The organism is uncultured Sunxiuqinia sp., from assembly GCF_963974515.1.
GTDB lineage: Bacteria > Bacteroidota > Bacteroidia > Bacteroidales > Prolixibacteraceae > Sunxiuqinia.
In genome coordinates this window covers 30482-48691 of sequence record NZ_CAXBDD010000021.1, presented here as the reverse complement: position 1 = coordinate 48691, position 18210 = coordinate 30482, and the positions used below count along the sequence as shown (strand labels likewise).

Genomic DNA, 18210 nt, shown 5'->3' with positions numbered 1-18210 from the left:
CTAACTAACTAACTAACTAACTAATTTTTCACATATCGATACATTTCCGAAGCGGCCAATAGAACGGCACCAACCCCAAAATTGGCCGTTGAGTTTTCATCGACCACCTGGCCGGGAATGGCGCGTTCGCCAATAGGCTGTACATAGCCGACGTGTCCATTTTCCTGAATGGCAGTGGAGGTCAAATAATTCCAGCTATTGAGCACTGTTTTCAGGTATTCTTCTTCGGAAAGAAGCCCGTTGTTGATTCCCCACAGGTAGCCATAAGTGAAAAAGGCCGTTCCGCTGGTTTCGGGGCCGGGGGCGTGTTCCGGATCCAGAAGACTGCGGGTCCAGTATCCTTCTGGTTGCTGCGCATTCTTAAGTGTCCCGGCCATTTTTTGATAAACTGAAACAAACTCGTCGCGGTGGATGTAATCTTCGGGTAAATCCTGAAGTATTTTAGCCAAGCCGGCAAACAACCACCCGTCGCCCCGGGCCCAAAAGTCTTTGAGTCCGTTTGTCGATTTGTGCTTGGGATAGACATACTTGGCATCGCGGAAAAACAGGCCGGTTTCCTCATCATACATGATGCTTTTGGCATAGGCGAAGTACTCGTGCAGTTTCTCCAGGTACAGTTCATTGCCAGTCACATGATACAGCTTCGTCATAACGGGCATCACCATATACAATCCGTCAACCCACCACCAGTAGTCCAACCTATCGGTAGCCATCTGGTATTCCATCACTTCGAGCGCACGGGCAATTTTAGCCGAATCTTTGGACTCGGTCAGGTGAAACAGATCGATGTAAGTTTGAAAGCAAATCTGCCAGTCGCCGAACAGGACAAAATCATCTTTTTCACCATAGTGATATTTCCATTCGGCCTTATTATCCGATTTGGCTCCTTTCCACTCATTCTTCTCCGCCCAGGCGAGCGAATAATTCAGGTAAGACTGAAGTCCGGTGATTTTATACGCTTCTATATTTCCTGTGTGATAGGCGGCATGATCCCAAAACGCCCAATGATGTTCAGGATTTTCTTGTTGCCAGTAATCGTTCACCTTAATCAGCGTCGTTTTCACGGCCTCGGCCGTCGGCAAATTCTCCGATTGTTTTTCAGAGCAAGAAAAAGACAATGTGAAAAGTAGGCCTGCAATGAAAAATTGTGAAAAATTGATTCGTTTATTCATCATTCTAAATACATTTAAAGATAAGGACTAGCAAAACGCATTTCACAGCGGAAGATCGTAAAATAATGACTATTTCTGAACCGTCTGTGAATCAAAAACAGTCAAGTCCCATTCGTCGTACCATTTGATGACTGGTTTTTCATTTTCGAAGGTGATTGGCAGCCAGATGTAGCGTCCGTCAATGGGATCTTTGGGGCGCCAACGATCGGCCATGAAAATGTAGGCATCATCCATACCCTGAACCGGCAGAACAAAAGTACTCTGTGACTCAAAAGTCAGGTCGGCACCTTCGCCAACACAAGGATTCCCTAGCTGTTTCCAAGGCCCCCAGATGGAGCTGGCCACTGCCGAGCGAGCTGCGTTTGGATCCCAGCCGGTGCATCCCGAGGCGATCATGTAATACTTGTTGTTGCGCTTAAGAATGGCTGGCGCCTCATTGTGTCCGCCGGGAAACAGACGGGTATATTTTCCGGTAAAATCGGTGTAGTCCGATGTTAATTCGGAAATCTGTAACGTCAAGTTATCTTCCGAAGAATGAATGTGATAAGCTGTACCATCGTCATCAACAAACAAAGTCATGTCGCGCGACATCTGTCCTCCTTCAAAATCACGGGCCACAAACAAGCCTTTTTTCAAAGCTTCCATCCACTCGGGTGTCCACCACTCCAGTTCGGATTCAAATGTCTGGGTTTTATCAGCCTCGGTATATTCCATGGGCCACTGACCGGCATTGGGGCGAAGCGAACGGAGATAGGTGAAAGGCCCGGTAACATGGTCACTAACGGCTACCGCTGTTCGGGCTGCTTCATAGCCTTTTCCTTTCAGTTCCAAATGAAACCACATCACAAACTTTTCGGTTTCCGCATTGTAAATGACCTTGGGACGTTCCATTACACAGCCTTTTTCTATGTCAGCTCCTTCTTCCTCAACTGAAGCCAACGCAATTCCTTCGTTTTTCCAGTTGTATAGGTCGGTGGATGAATAGCAACCAATTCCAACCAAAGCCGAATTTCCGCCTCGGCCAGCTGTTTTATGCTCACCAAACCAGTAGTAGACTCCTTCGTAAACCAGAATTCCGCCACCATGAGCATTGACATGAACGCTGTCGGAATCCAACCAGATTTGGCCGGGTTGAAAGTTATTATGGTAGGTTTTTTCTGAATCGGTTGAGTTGGAACTTGAACAAGCAAGAGCAAAAGCAGCCAGAATGAAAAGCGAAAGGATTTTGATCCGTTTGAAAGTAGAAATTGGAATTGTCATGATTTTGAAAGTTATATTATAGAGTTAAGTGTCAAGCAAAATTCAGGGAGCCTTTTTCTAAATTTGAAAATAGACAAGGAACCGCGACGTCTAAAATGGCTCGTCGTGCCTTCACAGAAATGGCGCTGGATTCTGTGTCCAAAAATAATGGAAGGAACTTTGGGAGAATGCCAGAAAAACAAAAGAAACTATAACAAAATCGATCTTCGCTTCAATTTTTATCTTTTAGGGGTCTTGAAAACCAGTGTAAAAAGACAGGAATGAAAATTCTGCCCACCTATGAGTAGGGGAGGCAGTCTCACTTTTTCTGTTTGTTGTGTCGTTCAATGTATTCTTTGGGCGTACATCCATAAAACTCCTTGAAGCAGCGCGTAAAATACGATGGACTGGCAAATCCTACCATGTAAATAATCTCGGAGATGGATCGTTTTTGCTGCACCAGCAATCCGGCTGCATGTTTTAGTCGCTGGTTCCGAATGAACTCTTTGGCCGTTTGGCCGGTAAGCGCTTTAATTTTCCGATACACATTATTCGTACTCACCCCCAAATCAGTAGCAAAAAGCTCGACATCGAAGTTCGAGTCATCCAAATGTTTTTTAACTGATTCCACGGCATCCTTCAGGAAGATCTCGTCGAGTGAAGGCAACTCCTTCGTTTCTGGCTGAAGGATTTGCTCTTTCTTGATTCGTTCCTGCATGGTGCGCCGGATGTCAAAAATATTCTGAATCTTCAGCTTGAGGGCAATCAGGTCGAATGGTTTGAAAATATAGTCAACTGCACCAAGTCTCAGCCCTTTAATTTCATCTTCGTGCATGGTTTTAGCGGTCAGAAAAATCAGCGGTATGTGTGACACGGTAATGTCCCTTCGAAGCTGCTTACAAAACTCAAAACCATCCAGTTTGGGCATCATGATGTCAGAAATGACGAGATCGGGAAATGAGGCCCTGGTCTTCTCCAAGCCTTCCTGTCCGTTATAGGCATTGATTATGCGAAATTCTGAAGACAGGCCAGCCACCAAAAATTCATTCAATTCGGGATCATCTTCAACCACCAGAATCAAAGGTTTTTCTTCTGGATCAACGGCCTTTTCTTGTAATATAACATCGGATTCAGAAGTCGTTTCAGCAACTGGTGCCGTTGCTTCCGTCAAACGGATTCGGTTGGCCATTTCCTCTTCTGCCTGGACTGGTATGACGACACTAAAACAACTACCTTTACCGGGCTCGCTTCGCACTTCAATCTGGCCGTGGTGTTGTTCCACCAATGCTTTCGACAAAAACAAACCAATGCCTCCGGTGCTTTGTGTGCGAAGCTGGTTGACCTGGTAAAAGCGCCCAAAAATTCTGTCGATGTGTTCTGTTTCAATCCCAATTCCGGTATCCTCAACTTCTATGCGAACTAACGGATGGCCTTTTAGTACCTCTTCGACTCGGACACGCAGGTCAATCCTTCCACCGTCGGGCGAGTATTTGAATGCGTTGGAGACCAGGTTGAAGAGCACCTTTTCAATTTTGTCCGGATCTATAAAGGCAACCAAAGGACTTTTTTCGATGGAAACATTCAGCTTCATTGCGCGCGATTCGGCCATCGGTTTGAACGATAGATACACGTCATTGATTAACTCTGCCAAATCACAACGCTGAAGATGCATTTGATCCATGACACCCATCTCAACTTTGCGGAACTCCATCAACTCGTTTACCATGCGCAACAATTTGTTGGCGCTTTTCTGAATCAGGCCTGCCTGCTTTATTCCATAACTACTTAGTGTTTTATCGGTCATTAACTCTTTCGCCGGACCAAGAATCAAGGTGAGTGGAGTGCGCAGTTCGTGGGTGATGTCTGTAAAGAAATTCGATTTCATCTCATTCAGCCGGTACATTTCATCGTTCTTCAGCTTTTCAAACATCAACTCACTTTTTGCATGAGCCTTGATGAAAGAATACTCCTGGAAGAAGTACAGAAGACCAATGAATATCAGAATATAAAACAGGTAAGCCCAGGTTGTTTTCCACCATGGTGGGCGAATATATATGTGGAGCGTTGCCTCATCTTCGCTCCAGATACCATTGCTGTTGGTGGCCTTTACCTTAAATATGTACTCGCCTGGTGGAATATTGGTGTAGGTAGCCGTATTGCGCGAACCAATCTCATTCCAGTCGTCGTCAAATCCTTCCAATTGGTAGTAATAACTGTTTTTAGCCGGGTTGTTATAGTCCATCGCCGAGAACATAAAGGTCAGCATTTTATCGGTGTAGGATAAATCAACCTGATTGCGGTATGGAACAGTTCGACTAAGAACCGTGTCACTTTCCGACTGCTTGCGTACATTCACGCTTTCATTGTATATCAGCAAATCGGTAATGCAAACTTTTGGAGGTATCGTATGCTTGTAAAGGCTATCGGGGTAGAAGGTTATAAATCCGGATGGGTTGGCGATAATAAACAACCCGTCGGTGGTTTTAACAGAAGTATTACGTTCGAAATTGCCATTTTCATAATCGGCTAAGAAATACTCTGTATCCTCCGTTTGCAGGTTGAATTTGACAATGCCGGAGTAAAGTCTGATCCACAGATTCTTCGAATCGTCTTCCAGGATATGGGTCACCACCTCGTTACTTAAGTTGCTGGTCGAAGGATAACCCTTGAAGGAGAATTTTTTCACCTTCCCGGATTCATCGTGAATAACTTTGTTGAGCCCGGAGTTGGTTCCAACCCAAAGACTACCGTTGCTGTCCTCGTAAATCGCATTGATAATGTTGTCGTTAATGGAAGTGGTGTCTGCGACAGAATAGAAGAACCGCTCAAACTTGTTGGTTTCAGGATTGAAGCAATTTAGTCCATTTTGCGTTCCGATCCAGACCAAGCCAGTCGCATCTTCATAGATGATGCGAATGTTGTTATCCGACAGAAAGTCCTGGCTGTTTCCGGCACCAAAATTTTTGGTCTCCTTGCGGCCGTTGTAGCGACTCATTTTAGCCAATCCACTATGTAGGGTGCCGATCCAGATTACCCCTGCATGTTTTTTCGAAATTACCAGACTGGAGATTTTATTTCCGGGAATGGCCGGGCTGGTTTGTTGGTTGAAATATTCCGCCTTTCCGATCGCTGCTTTGGAGCCGGCTTCAACCGGATAATAAATCAAGCCGGCGTCTTCAGTTCCAACCCACAGTCCTGAAGTGTCGGTAGCCAGGGAAAGGATCGAATTGGCGATATATTCGGTTTGCCCATGCCAGTAATGTGGTTTCGGAAAATCTTGCTCGAATTCATACACATCGTCCGTTCGCTGATACAGCCTCAGGTCGCGGTTACTTCCCAGCCACAATTGGTCTTCGCGCCTGCTCATGGCGCGTATGGTGTAATTTGAGGCCTGTTCTTTCGGATCAATCTTATAGCGTTTAATCCCGGTATCCACAATGCTTGTCCGATCAATCGTGGCGGCGCCTACCCACAAAACTCCCGAGCGATCGACCATCAAAGATGAAATCCCATTTCCTGACAGGCTGGTAGGATCATTCAGGCTATTTTTATAAAGTAGAAACCGGGCTTGTTCAGGATCAACATTTTGCTGTTCGGGCTTCAAAAGATTCAATCCATCATTCCAGGTTCCAATCCAGAGGTTTTGATACGCATCGTAAAAGAGCTTGTAAATTACATCTGAGGCCAGGCCCCCCGGGCGTGTCCTATAGTGCTTGAAGTGAGGTCTGTCGTCATGATCAGAGACGGTGATTTTATTTAATCCGCCACCCCAGGTTCCTATCCACAAGTCGCCATCTGCTGATTCTACGATCTGTGTAACACTTCCATTACTGATCGAGTTTTGGCCCTGCCCTGGTAAATAGCGCTGGTACGCACCATTTTCTCCATCAAACCGGATCAAGCCGTTGTAACTGGCTACCCAAAGTAATCCTCGTGAATCTTCATGGATATCGCTGATGATCTCGCTGGATAAATAGTGATTTCGCTCTCCGGTTTCCGGGTCAAGTTTGAATAGTCCCCCGTTCCATGTTCCGATCCATAGCTGGTTTTGATCGTCTTCGAGCAGCGCAATGATCCGGTTCTGAAAATCATAAGTCATAATCTGCCCGGTCGACGGATTCAGACGATTCAGCCCCGAAGAAGTCCCAATCCAGATATTTCCTGCCCGGTCTTCGAGTAGTTCAACTACTTCGCGATTGGTAATGGTCGTCGAATCATGAAAACTGGGTTGGTAAGTCTTCACCGAGTAGCCATCGTATCGGTTCAGGCCGTTCCACGTTCCAATCCATATAAATCCTTTTTGATCCTGAATGATGGCATTGGCTTTACTGTCAACAAAACCGTCTTTGATGGAAAGATGGTTAAAGTTCAATTCATCTTGTCCCAAAAGAACTGATGTGGCTAACAGTAGAAAACCCAATATGAGATGAATAACACGCATGCCGACAAAATTAATCTCCTAGAAGTCAAACACAAGCAAAAATTATAAAATCGTTAAATGAACTGAGAATACCATAGAAGGTGTTTATGAACCTGGGTAAATTGAAACGTAAACTGCATTAGTTTCTGTTATTGAATGATATAGACGCGTCGGAGAACTGTTGGTCTGGCACTTTTCGGAGTCCATCTTCTCTTCTTAAGTCAGATTTGTACTAGTTATTTTCGAAAAAGTTCAAGCCGGTTCAATTTTCTGACAGCAAATGTCGATTTCATGCAAGCAGCCCTCTGTTTCTTTCCCCTTTTTTGTACCGTCCCAATATCGAATTGGCAAAAGATAAAAAAATGGTAACAATGAGGAAACGTTTAAACCAAACAGGATGGAAAGCCAGCATCCATTTTTTCAAAGGATCGACGGTCAAGCTGATTGGTGTGCTTGTCTTCACGACTTCTATCAGCTTTGCGGCAGATGCCAGCTCTGGCAAACGAAATGGCACGGCCGATATCGACAAAAAAAGGCCTTCTGAAATACCTGGAATGATGCTCATCTGGCATGATGAATTTGAAGAGGAAGGAAGGCCCAATGCGAATAACTGGAACTATGAGTATGGCTTTGTTCGCAATCAGGAACTCCAATGGTACCAACCACAAAATGCCCGATGCGAAAACGGTCGCCTGGTTATTGAAGCGCGAAGAGAGACTGTCGCCAATCCGGAGTACAACCCGCTTAAGCAAAGCTGGAAGACAAGCCGTGAGGAAGCCCATTATACTTCGGCTTGTGTAATTACAAAAGACCTTCAGGAATGGCCGGCGTTCGGATACTTCGAAATCCGTGCTAAGGTCGATTCTTCGCAAGGCTCGTGGCCCGCAATCTGGCTGCTGGGTACTGAAAACTACTGGCCCGACTGCGGTGAAATTGATATTATGGAACTCTACAGGATCAATGGTGAGCCGAATATTTTGGCCAACGTGGCCTGGGGTTCGTCAACAGCCCACCGGGGCGAGTGGGACAGTTCCACCACCAAGCTGGATCACTTTCTGCCCAAAGATCCAACGTGGGTGGAAAAGTTTCATACCTGGGCCATGAAATGGAATGAGCATGCCATTCAGCTTTTTCTGGATGGAGAATTACTGAATGAGATTCCATTGCACAAAACAGTGAATCCAGATGGGGTGAATCCGTTTACAAGTGACCAGAATTTTTATCTGCTATTGAACCTGGCTATCGGATCAAACGGTGGCGACCCGTCAAATTCCAAGTTTCCGATAAATTTCGAGGTGGATTATGTGCGGGTGTACAAACAACTCAATTAGCTTAAGTAGAAGGAATCTGATAAAGCGAATCATGTCTGGAAGAGAAAATGAAATAACACAAATAAAAAAAGCCGTTCGGCGGATAGATCTGACGGCTTGGAAGTACGATTACTATAAACTCTCATGTAAACTTTTCAAATTTATGGAAAAAAAATGTCAAAGGGAATGCTCTCCCCGCGGGAGCATTGCTGAAAAATTGTTGCGAATGAAACTGGTAACTGTTCTTGTTTTGGCAGCGATCGTTACCTCATGGGCAAACAGCAATTCCCAAACAACCAAAAACAACCTTTTATCGCAGAGAACAAACTCATTTGCCAGCTCAATGCAGGCTGAGCAAACGAGAGAAATTAAAGGAACAGTCACTGATGCCAACGGACAAGGAATTCCCGGAGTCAGCGTTGTGATTGCCGGAACAACTAATGGTACCGTGACTGATTTTGACGGGAAATACGTCCTGCGGACCTCAGAAGAGGTGAAAACATTGGTTTTTTCTTTTGTAGGGATGAAAACAAAAGAGGTAGAACTGGGAGATAAGACCACCATTGATGTCGTTCTGGAGGATGAAACCATCGGAATTGATGAGGTTCAGGTCATTGCCTATGGAACACAGAAGAAGGTGACCATTACCGGATCCCTTTCATCGGTGGAAGGCGAAGATCTGCTAAAAGCGCCGGTTGCATCGTTGGGAAATGCCCTGGTTGGAAAACTTTCGGGGGTTACAGCGGTCCAATTTTCGGGCGAGCCAGGAGCCGATAACCCGGATATCTTTGTTCGTGGACAGGGAACCCTGAACTCAAACAGTGCCGCCCCACTTATTCTGGTTGATGGCGTAGAACGCGACTTCACTCAAATTGATCCCAACGAAGTGGACAATATCACCGTTCTGAAAGATGCCTCCTCAACTGCGGTATTTGGTGTACGCGGAGCCAACGGGGTTATCTTGATCACCACCAAGCGGGGTAAAGAAGGAAAGGCGAAAATTTCCCTATCGAGTTCAGTTGGCGTGCAGGTGCCAACCCGTTTACTCGAGTTTGCCGATAGCTATCAATATGCCAGCTACTACAACGAAGCTCAACTAAATGACGGTGTGGATCCGGAGAACCTGAAGTTCAAACCAGAGGTCCTTCAAGCGTTCAAAGACCACAGCAATCCGCTCATTTATCCTGATGTTGACTGGATGGATATGGTGCTGAAACCAGCAGCCATGCAGTCTCAGCACAATATGAACATCTCTGGGGGAACTGAAAAAGTTCGTTACTTCGTATCATTGGGCGCGCTTACCCAGGAAGGATTGTTCCGTACCTTTGATTCAGGATACGATTTCAACTTCGACTACAAACGCTACAACTACCGGGCAAACCTGGACATTGATGTCACCGAAAGCACGATGCTGTCCATTAACCTGGGTGGCTACGTGTCGGATAAAAACACACCAATTTCGAACGAAGATCAGAACCAGTTGTTCCGTCACTTGTACTGGGCAACTCCCTTTGCCGGAGCCGGGATCGTTGATGGCAAATGGATTAAAACCAACTCGGATTATATTGACAGCCCGGGAAGCGACGGATTGGATCCATACTACGGAAAGGGGTATAACAGCCGGGTTAACAACTCGCTGAATGTAGACTTAATGTTGGAGCAAAAGTTGGATTTCATTACAGAAGGACTGTATACCAAACTAAAAGGCTCGTACAACACCAACTATACACATAACAAGCAACGCAGTTCTTCAATTCCTTCATACACAACTGTTTTGAACGATGATGGCGAAGTGGTGTTGCGAAAAAGCGGCGATGATGCCCAATTGGGATTCAGCGAAAGCTTTGGTTCCGGAAGAAATTGGTACACAGAACTCAGTTTGAACTATGCACGGAAAATTGGTGCGCACAACTTCAGCGCCCTGGCGTTATATAACCAGTCGAAAACGTATTACCCAGCCACCTACACCGATATTCCTTCAGGTTACATTGGCATGGTTGGGCGTGTTACCTACGACTACTTAACCCGCTACATGTTCGATATTAACGTTGGGTACAACGGTTCTGAAAACTTTGCTCCTGGAAAACGTTACGGATTATTTCCTGCATTTTCAGCGGGTTGGATTGTCTCCGAAGAAGCTTTCATGCAAAACCAAAACGTTATTGATTACCTGAAAATCCGCGGTTCATACGGAATTGTTGGCAACGACAGACTTTACGACGGAGGAACAGCGCTTCGATTCCTATATCTTCCAAACTCCTATGTCTTAGGTGGCGATGGTTACAACTTTGGAACTAATGTCAGCGGCAACCAACCGGGAGCCTACGAAGGAAACCTGAATAACCAGGATGTAACCTGGGAAAAGGAGTACAAGCAAAACTACGGGGTGGATGTCAGCTTTTTGGATGATCGCCTGAAATTCTCGGGAGATATCTTCTTTAACCGACGCGAAGATATCTTAATTCGCATGAACTCAATTCCCGGATACCTGGGCATGTCGCTTCCTCCGCTAAACAAGGGAATTGTTGAAAACAAAGGGTACGAGCTTTCGTTGAAATGGGACGACTCCATTGGCTCAGACTTCAAATACTGGTTCAACGGTAACCTCTCATTTGCCCGCAATAAAATCATTGAGCAAGATGAAGTTCCTCCAACCGAAGATTACATGTGGCGAACCGGAAATCCCGTTGGGCAGCCGTTCGTTAGAACCTTCTGGGGCTTTTACGATGAGACTGCTAATGACCGCTATAAAGCACAGCACGGAACTGATATTGCTGAGCATGCCGGCGGATTGAATCCGGGAGATGCTGTTTATGTTGATCTTAACGAAGACGGCGTGATCGATTCGGATGATATTTCAGCGCAAGGCTACACCAACAATCCGGAATATAGTGCAGGATTTACTGTTGGTTTTATGTACAAAAACTTCGACTTCAGTATGCTGGTCAACACAGCTTGGAACACTTCGCGTCTGCTGGAAGAAACTTTTCGCGACCCACTGGGTGAAACCAGAAACCGGGGTTTGTTGCTTGCGCAATATGAAAACCGATGGACGCCAGAAACGGCAGAAACAGCAACCTTGCCTCGCGCATCGCTCACAGGACGCACTAACAATACAGCTGCTTCGACACTATTTCTCGTTGATGCCAGCTACGTTCGTCTAAAAAACATCGAAATGGGGTACAATCTGGACTTTCCCTTCATGGAGACAGCAAAAATTTCAAGTTTACGACTTTTTGCCAATGGCTATAACTTAATAACCATTGACAAACTGAATATTGCTGACCCTGAATCAAGAACGAGCTCCAGACCAGCTTATCCATTAACCAAAGTATTTAACATCGGTGTGAAAGTTGGATTTTAACCAATTAAAAAGCAGAAAAATGAAATTAAAAATAGGAATCATAACATTCATCATCGCGGCATTTTCATTCAATGCCTGTGTTGATGAATTCAAAGTTGGAGACAACTTTCTGGAAAAGGAGCCGGGCGTAGATGTTACGGCCGATACAATCTTTACGCAGGCAGAATATGCCAGGCGCTTTTTATGGAATACTTACAGTAATTTGTACTACGCTCTTCCAAGCTACTGGAATGCAGTGGATGGCAAAATGAATATGGGGATGTTCGAAGCCCTTTCCGACTGTTACCATAGTCACCTGAGCTGGGATGGCGTAAACCGGATGTACTACTCCGGGAGTTACAGTGCAGGATTGGAAGATTCAGATTCACACACCCGCTTTGGATATAACAAGGAAGAAGTATGGCAGGCCGTTCGCAAGGCATGGCTTTTTATTGAAAATGTAGACCGTGTTCCGGACATGACCACCGATGAAAAAGAGCGGTTAAAAGGCGAAGCCAAAGTGATTATCGCCAGCCGTTATTTTGACCTGTTCCGTCACTATGGTGGCCTGCCTTTGGCCGATCATGCCTGGGATGTGAATGAGACTTACGAAAATCCACGGGCAACAGTTGAAGAGACCGTGAACTTTATGGTGAACTTACTGGATGAAGCTTCAGCTACGCTTCCGTGGACGCTGGACGCAGCCGATATTTCAAACTGGGATGGACGCTTTACCAAGGCTGCTGCCATGGGACTGAAAACAAAGATTCTCTTGTTCGCAGCTAGCCCGCTGTTTAACGATGCGGCTCCCTATTCAACCGAAGGGCCACAGGAAGCGGTTCAGAACAACCATGTCTGGTATGGTGGCTATAAGCCTGAGTTATGGAATGATGTCGTTGATGCTTGCGAGGATTTCTTCCGCGAGGTAGATGCCAACGGTGTTTATGGTTTGCTCCAGCCAGCAACCGATAACGGACTGGACGTAACCAAGTACGACAATGTGTACCGCACCGCTTATCGCGATGCCTATTCTTTAAGGGGATCCGGCGGACCGAACCCGGAGATGCTGATTTCTACCCGTATTCGCTACCGCGCGGGAAACTGGGACTGGAATTACTACTTCCCTCAGTCGAGCATGTATGGCGCGTTTACGCCAACCCAGGAGTTTGTGGACATGTTCCCCATGAGCGATGGATCACCGTTCGACTGGACTGACGCTGGCAAAGTGAGCAAAATTCACACCGAGCGCGATCCTCGTTTGTATGAAATTGTTTTGGTGAATGGTGCCGAGTACCAGGGACGCCAGGCCGAACTGTGGGTTGGAGGACGTGAAGCACAGCAAGGACCGGCCAACGAGGAAGGCCAATTTGCTACGGGCTACGCCAACTATAAGTTTGTGCTCGACTTCGCAAAAAATACGGCGAAACCAACCTTGTGGCCTTACTTACGAGTTTCGGAAATTTACCTGATTTATGCTGAAGCCCTAACGAAAGCCGGAAGATACAATGAAGCGATTGCCAGCGTCGATGCTGTTCGTGAACGCGTTGGACTGGCTGGGCTCGCCGAATCAAACCCGGGATTGAACCTTCAGGATGAAGAATCCTTAATGAAGGAGATCCTTCGCGAGCGTGCCATCGAACTCGGATTTGAAGATGTCCGTTTCTTCGACATGATCAGGAACAAAATGGCCGACCGCTTTACCACCCAACTACACGGGCTAGCAACTTACCGCGCCGACGGACTGGAGCAATCATGGTCTGACAAGAGTGCCTCGGAGCGGGGTCAACGCCCAACTGAATTTACCTATACCAAATTCGAATTACAAAAACCAAGACGTAATTTCTGGGTTACAGGAGAATTTAATCCGAAATGGTATTTATCAGCTTTCCCTCCCTCTGAAGTAAATAAAGACTACGGTTTGACACAGAATCCGGGATGGTAATGAATAGTAATTTGAATAAAGAATTGTTTACTATGACAGTGATAAAACATATGAAAACAAAAATATTAGCATTAGCGATGCTCTGCTTGCTAAGCATCGGAAGCTTTGCACAGTCTGACTTGATTACGGGCAAAGTAACTGACCGATGGGGCGAGCCGGTGTCAGGCGCATTAATTTCTCTTGTCAGTAATCCCGAAGTTCGCGTTTCAACGGATGCTTACGGTAACTTTGCCATTGGCGTCGAAGTGGGCGATCAACTGGCCATTGTTACCAGGGAACTGGAAACAACAACTGCCGAGGTGGTCGATCAAAATGACATTGAAGTGGTCATTGATTATGCATCAAAGCCCGTGAACTTAGGTTTTGGTATTAGCCAGAGAATGGCCGAGTCAACCGCATCGATTTCAACAACCAGTTCCGAAGAAATTAACAGGAGCTCAGCTTTAAGCCTGAGCAACTCCTTGTACGGAAATGCGCTGGGCTTAACTTCCATGCAAAATGGAGGAGCGGTTTGGGAAGATTATGCTGACTTTTCCATTCGTGGTTTGAAAACCTTATCGAACAACAATGTACTTGTGCTGGTCGATGGGTTGGAACGCTCCATCGGAACTTTGTCACGCGAAGAAGTTGAATCGGTTTCCATCCTAAAAGATGCAGCAGCAGTCGCACTATATGGATTCAGAGGAATCAATGGCGTAATTTCAGTAACAACCAAAAGGGGACGTTACAACAGCATGGACATCGACGTAAGCTACGACCATGCTTTTACCACGCCTTTGCGTTTGCCCGATTTTGCCAACGGCTATACTTACGCCAGCGCTTATAACGAAGCATTGGAGAACGACGGACAGCCTGCGAAATACAACGCCTACGAAATGGATGCCTTAAAGAATGGGACTGCTCCTTTTTTGTATCCGAACGTTGATTGGGTGAATGAAACCCTGAAAGAAGAAGGATCTTCAAACATTTACAATGTTGGTATTCGTGGCGGCGGCTCAAAAATGAGATACTACACCTTGTTAAACCTCGAAGACAATAGCGGCTTCATAAAAGATACCGAAACGAATGATGGGTATTCCACCCAAATGAAATACTCGAAAGCCAATATTCGCACCAACCTGGATGTTGACCTGAGTGAGAAAACGAAAGCTGAAGTGAATTTACTGGGGATTATTTCCGAACATAATCGTCCTGGCCGAATTCACGGAACCTTGATGGACAACCTGTACACCTTGCCTTCAGCAGCTTATCCCATTAAAACGTATGATGGAATCTGGGGTGGCAACGAAACCTGGACAACCACCAACCCGGTTGCCGGGGTTCAAAACACCGGCTACGCCCGTTCTCACGCCCGTTCCTTGTTTGCCGATGTCAAACTGACTCAGGACTTGGATCTGATTACCGAAGGCTTGAGTGGTTCGTTCCGGATTGGATACGATAACTATGCTGAGTTTTGGGAAGGAAAAACGCGTGGTTACCAATATGCAAGCGACCGTTTGGGCTTCAACAATGGTATTCCGGTGGATACGATCCGCACCGCTGGTGGTGAATCAAGTGACCTGAGTTTCTCTCGCTCGCTGGGCACTCAAAACCGGCATTTCAACTTTTTGGCCAACCTCGATTACGAAGCCAGCTTCACCAGCAGTGAGCTGTTCACTTCGCTAATCTATTCGCAGGAGCGTATTGTTTTCAACGGACAACACAACACCTACAACCGTCAAAATCTGGCTGGGTACGCGCATTATACCATGCACAATAAGTACATCGCTGATCTGGCCTTGGTGGTTTCCGGCTCGAACCGTTTGGCGCCAAATCATAAGTATGGTTTTTCACCAACCTTGTCTGCTGCCTGGGTAATCTCCAACGAATCCTTTATGCAAGGGATTGGCGCGGTAGATTTTTTGAAATTAAGGGCATCAGCCGGTATGATCAATTCCGATTACATTCCCGCCGTAAACATTTGGGAACAAAGTTACGATGGGGGCAGCAGCTACCCGTTTACCGATGGATTTAACTCCTACGGGGGAATTCGCGAAGGCAGGCTGCCCACCCGCGATTTTAAACTGGAACGAGCATTTAAATATAATCTCGGACTTGATGCTGTGCTGTACAAAGGATTGACGATTACCGCCGATGGTTATTTCGAACGCCGAAGTAATATTTTCGTTCCTGAATCGGGACAAAACTCAGCTGTTCTGGGTGCTTCTTCAGCCTATGTGAACGCTGGTATTGTTGATAGCCGTGGTATTGAGATCGGCATTGACTATGAGAAAATCAAAGGCGACTTGAGCTATTTTGTTGGAGCCAAATACACTTTGGCTAAAAATGAGATCGTTGAACAATTGGAGGCTCCACGGGCTTATGACTATTTGAAAACAACCGGTCAGCCGGTGAGCCAATTGTTTGGCCTGCAGGCCGTCGGATTCTTCATTGATGAAGCTGAGATCGCCAACAGCCCGGTTCAGCAGTTTTCAGCAGTAAAACCAGGAGATATCAAATATAAGGATCAGAACGAGGATGGATTCATCAACGAATTTGATGTTGTGCCTATGGGCTACAATACTGCTGTTCCAGAGGCTTACTTCTCATTTGAGCTTGGAGCTGAATACAAAGGGCTAGGGTTTGATGCGTTGTTTCAGGGTGCGGCCAACTACAGCGCTCTGTTAAACACCAAAAGTGTTTATCGTCCGCTGGTCGACAATACCACCATTTCGAATCATTACTATGAAAATCGATGGACCCCGGCAAACGTGTTTGCCAGGTATCCAAGGCTCACCACCGAAAGCAATGATAACAACTACCGGAACAATTCCATCTGGATTGCTGATGCCTCGTTCCTGAAACTTCGGACCATTGAGCTGTACTATAAAGTGCCAAAATCGGTCTTGGAGAATCTGCGAATGAAATCTGCTAAACTTTATGTGAGAGGAATGGATTTGTTCAGTATTGACGGGATTGATATTTCAGATCCGGAAGTCATTGGAGTTTCTTATCCAACATCGAAATCGATTAACATCGGCGTTGCAATTGGACTGTAATTTTCACACAATTAAGAATCATAATATTATGAAGATAAAGAATCTAATTATCGGTTTATGTGGCCTCGTCCTGCTTAGCAGTTGCAGCGAAATGATGGACTACAATGAGATCGTAAGCTACGATAAAGAAGATATTTTCGAAAGTTTTAACCGTACCGAAAGCTTCGTAACCAACATTTACGGGCAACTGGACTATGACTTTGGAAATTACGGCAATGGTGCCATGCTGGCCTCGGCAACTGACGAGTCTGAGTTTGCCTGGTCCATTTCAAATATCCACGATTTTTACAATGGTGCCTGGAGCCCGATCAACAGTATTTCATCAACCTGGTCGAACTCCTATGCCGCTATTCGTGCTGCAAACCTTTTCCTTGTGGAAGCCAAGGATCAGACGTTTGATGAATTTCAAAACAACAAGGACTACTTTGAGCAAATGGAGAAGTTCAACCGCTACCAATATGAAGTGCGCTTTTTGAGAGCTTATTTCTACTTTAACCTGGTACGCGAATATGGTAATGTTCCGCTGGTAACCACGGTATTGACTGAAGCGGAAGCCAATTCAGTTTCGCAGACTCCGGCCGAAGATGTGATCAGCTTCATTGCCGATGAGTGCGATGCCATTATCAATCATCTGCCTGTATCTTATTCGTCCCTGAATTTTGCTGAAACTGGCCGTATTACGCGTGCCGCAGTATTGGCACTGAAAGCTCGTACTTTGCTTTACGCCGCAAGTCCACTGCTAAATCCCTCGCAGGATGTAGCCAAATGGAGAAATGCGGCAACGGCGAGCAAAGCCGTTCTGGACTCTTGTGCCGAATATGGCATTAGCCTGGGAAACTATTCTGCCCTTTGGGGAACGGAGAACTACAAAGCCAGTGAAGTTATTTTTGCCCGGCAGGTGGGAGATCTCAACAGCTTGGAGCGTAACAACTTTCCGGTGGGTGTTGAAGGAGGACGTTCAGGAAACTGCCCCACACAAACCTTGGTTGATGCTTATGAAATGAAGGCCACAGGCTTGGCGTGGGACGAGCCAGGAAGTGGATTCAATCCTTCAAAACCTTATGAAGGACGAGATCCGCGATTTGCTATGACGATCGCTAAAAATGGTGATACGGGCTGGCCAAATTACAACAGCCGTGCTTTGGAAACCTTTACAGGAGGTGTAAACGGCGCTCCGATTGCCGGCGCAACGCCAACAGGCTATTATCTCAAAAAATACCTGGATGCTACAGTTGATTTACAACCCAACAGTACCAACAGCAAGCGTCACTCGTGGATTACCTTCCGCTTGGGTGAATTTTACCTAAACTATGCCGAGGCCGTTTTCCACACACTGGGATCAGCCGATGCGACCGATGCTACTTTTACCTTGTCGGCTCGTGAAGCGGTCAACGAAATTCGCCAGCGATCGGATGTGCAAATGCCCGACTTACCGATTGGATTGAGTAACGAGGAGTTTGAAGCACGGTACATGAACGAGCGCATGGTCGAGTTGGCATTTGAAGGACATCGTTTCTGGGATGTAAGACGCTGGAAAAAAGGTGAATTATTTAGCGAAGTGACCCTGATGAAATTGTCGCAGAATCCGGATACCGAAGAAATCACCTATACTCGTTTGATTCGCGAACGTGGGTGGAATGACAAAATGTATTTTTCTCCGATCCCAGACCAGGAAATCAGAAAAAACAACAACCTGGTTCAAAATCCGGGATGGAATTAAACAGATGATTCAATCTTATAAATAAA

The 18210-nt window shown here is 46.0% G+C and carries 8 protein-coding genes; 5 read left to right on the top strand and 3 right to left on the bottom strand.

Annotated features, from left to right (window positions below):
• Positions 1-20: 20 nt before the first annotated feature.
• From AAC033_RS07340 to AAC033_RS07330, 3 genes are all read right to left on the bottom strand, one after another.
• Entirely contained in the window at positions 21-1175 is a 1155-nt protein-coding gene (locus tag AAC033_RS07340) for a glycoside hydrolase family 88 protein (protein WP_339736702.1), read from the bottom strand.
• A 66-nt stretch (positions 1176-1241) separates the two neighbouring features.
• Positions 1242-2432 (bottom strand): glycoside hydrolase family 43 protein, encoded by a 1191-nt coding sequence (locus AAC033_RS07335; protein WP_339736701.1) that lies wholly within the window; start codon positions 2430-2432, stop codon positions 1242-1244.
• A gap of 298 nt (positions 2433-2730) precedes the next feature.
• Complete coding sequence (locus tag AAC033_RS07330) at positions 2731-6852, bottom strand: two-component regulator propeller domain-containing protein (RefSeq protein WP_339736700.1); 4122 nt, start codon at positions 6850-6852, stop codon at positions 2731-2733.
• A 350-nt stretch (positions 6853-7202) separates the two neighbouring features.
• On the opposite strand from AAC033_RS07330, the gene AAC033_RS07325 reads away from it, so the two are divergent.
• The 5 genes from AAC033_RS07325 (at position 7203) to AAC033_RS07305 (ending at position 18184) form a co-directional block, all read left to right on the top strand.
• Entirely contained in the window at positions 7203-8162 is a 960-nt protein-coding gene (locus tag AAC033_RS07325) for a glycoside hydrolase family 16 protein (RefSeq protein WP_339736699.1), read from the top strand.
• A gap of 205 nt (positions 8163-8367) precedes the next feature.
• The gene (locus AAC033_RS07320; RefSeq protein ID WP_339736698.1) at positions 8368-11505 is read left to right on the top strand and encodes a TonB-dependent receptor; all 3138 of its coding nucleotides are present in this window, start codon (positions 8368-8370) and stop codon (positions 11503-11505) included.
• Between the two features lie 19 nt (positions 11506-11524).
• Positions 11525-13426 (top strand): RagB/SusD family nutrient uptake outer membrane protein, encoded by a 1902-nt coding sequence (locus AAC033_RS07315; RefSeq protein WP_339736697.1) that lies wholly within the window; start codon positions 11525-11527, stop codon positions 13424-13426.
• A 50-nt stretch (positions 13427-13476) separates the two neighbouring features.
• On the top strand, positions 13477-16464 hold the full coding sequence (locus AAC033_RS07310; RefSeq protein WP_339736696.1) for a SusC/RagA family TonB-linked outer membrane protein: 2988 nt from the start codon (positions 13477-13479) through the stop codon (positions 16462-16464).
• 28 nt (positions 16465-16492) lie between these two features.
• On the top strand, positions 16493-18184 hold the full coding sequence (locus AAC033_RS07305; protein WP_339736695.1) for a RagB/SusD family nutrient uptake outer membrane protein: 1692 nt from the start codon (positions 16493-16495) through the stop codon (positions 18182-18184).
• Positions 18185-18210: the final 26 nt, after the last annotated feature.

Coding starts and splice junctions, on each gene's coding strand:
- AAC033_RS07325 (WP_339736699.1), top strand. CDS start 7,203: ATGAGGAAACGTTTAAACCAAACAGGATGGAAAGCCAGCATCCATTTT.
- AAC033_RS07330 (WP_339736700.1), bottom strand. CDS start 6,852: ATGCGTGTTATTCATCTCATATTGGGTTTTCTACTGTTAGCCACATCA.
- AAC033_RS07305 (WP_339736695.1), top strand. CDS start 16,493: ATGAAGATAAAGAATCTAATTATCGGTTTATGTGGCCTCGTCCTGCTT.
- AAC033_RS07320 (WP_339736698.1), top strand. CDS start 8,368: ATGAAACTGGTAACTGTTCTTGTTTTGGCAGCGATCGTTACCTCATGG.
- AAC033_RS07340 (WP_339736702.1), bottom strand. CDS start 1,175: ATGATGAATAAACGAATCAATTTTTCACAATTTTTCATTGCAGGCCTA.
- AAC033_RS07315 (WP_339736697.1), top strand. CDS start 11,525: ATGAAATTAAAAATAGGAATCATAACATTCATCATCGCGGCATTTTCA.
- AAC033_RS07310 (WP_339736696.1), top strand. CDS start 13,477: ATGAAAACAAAAATATTAGCATTAGCGATGCTCTGCTTGCTAAGCATC.
- AAC033_RS07335 (WP_339736701.1), bottom strand. CDS start 2,432: ATGACAATTCCAATTTCTACTTTCAAACGGATCAAAATCCTTTCGCTT.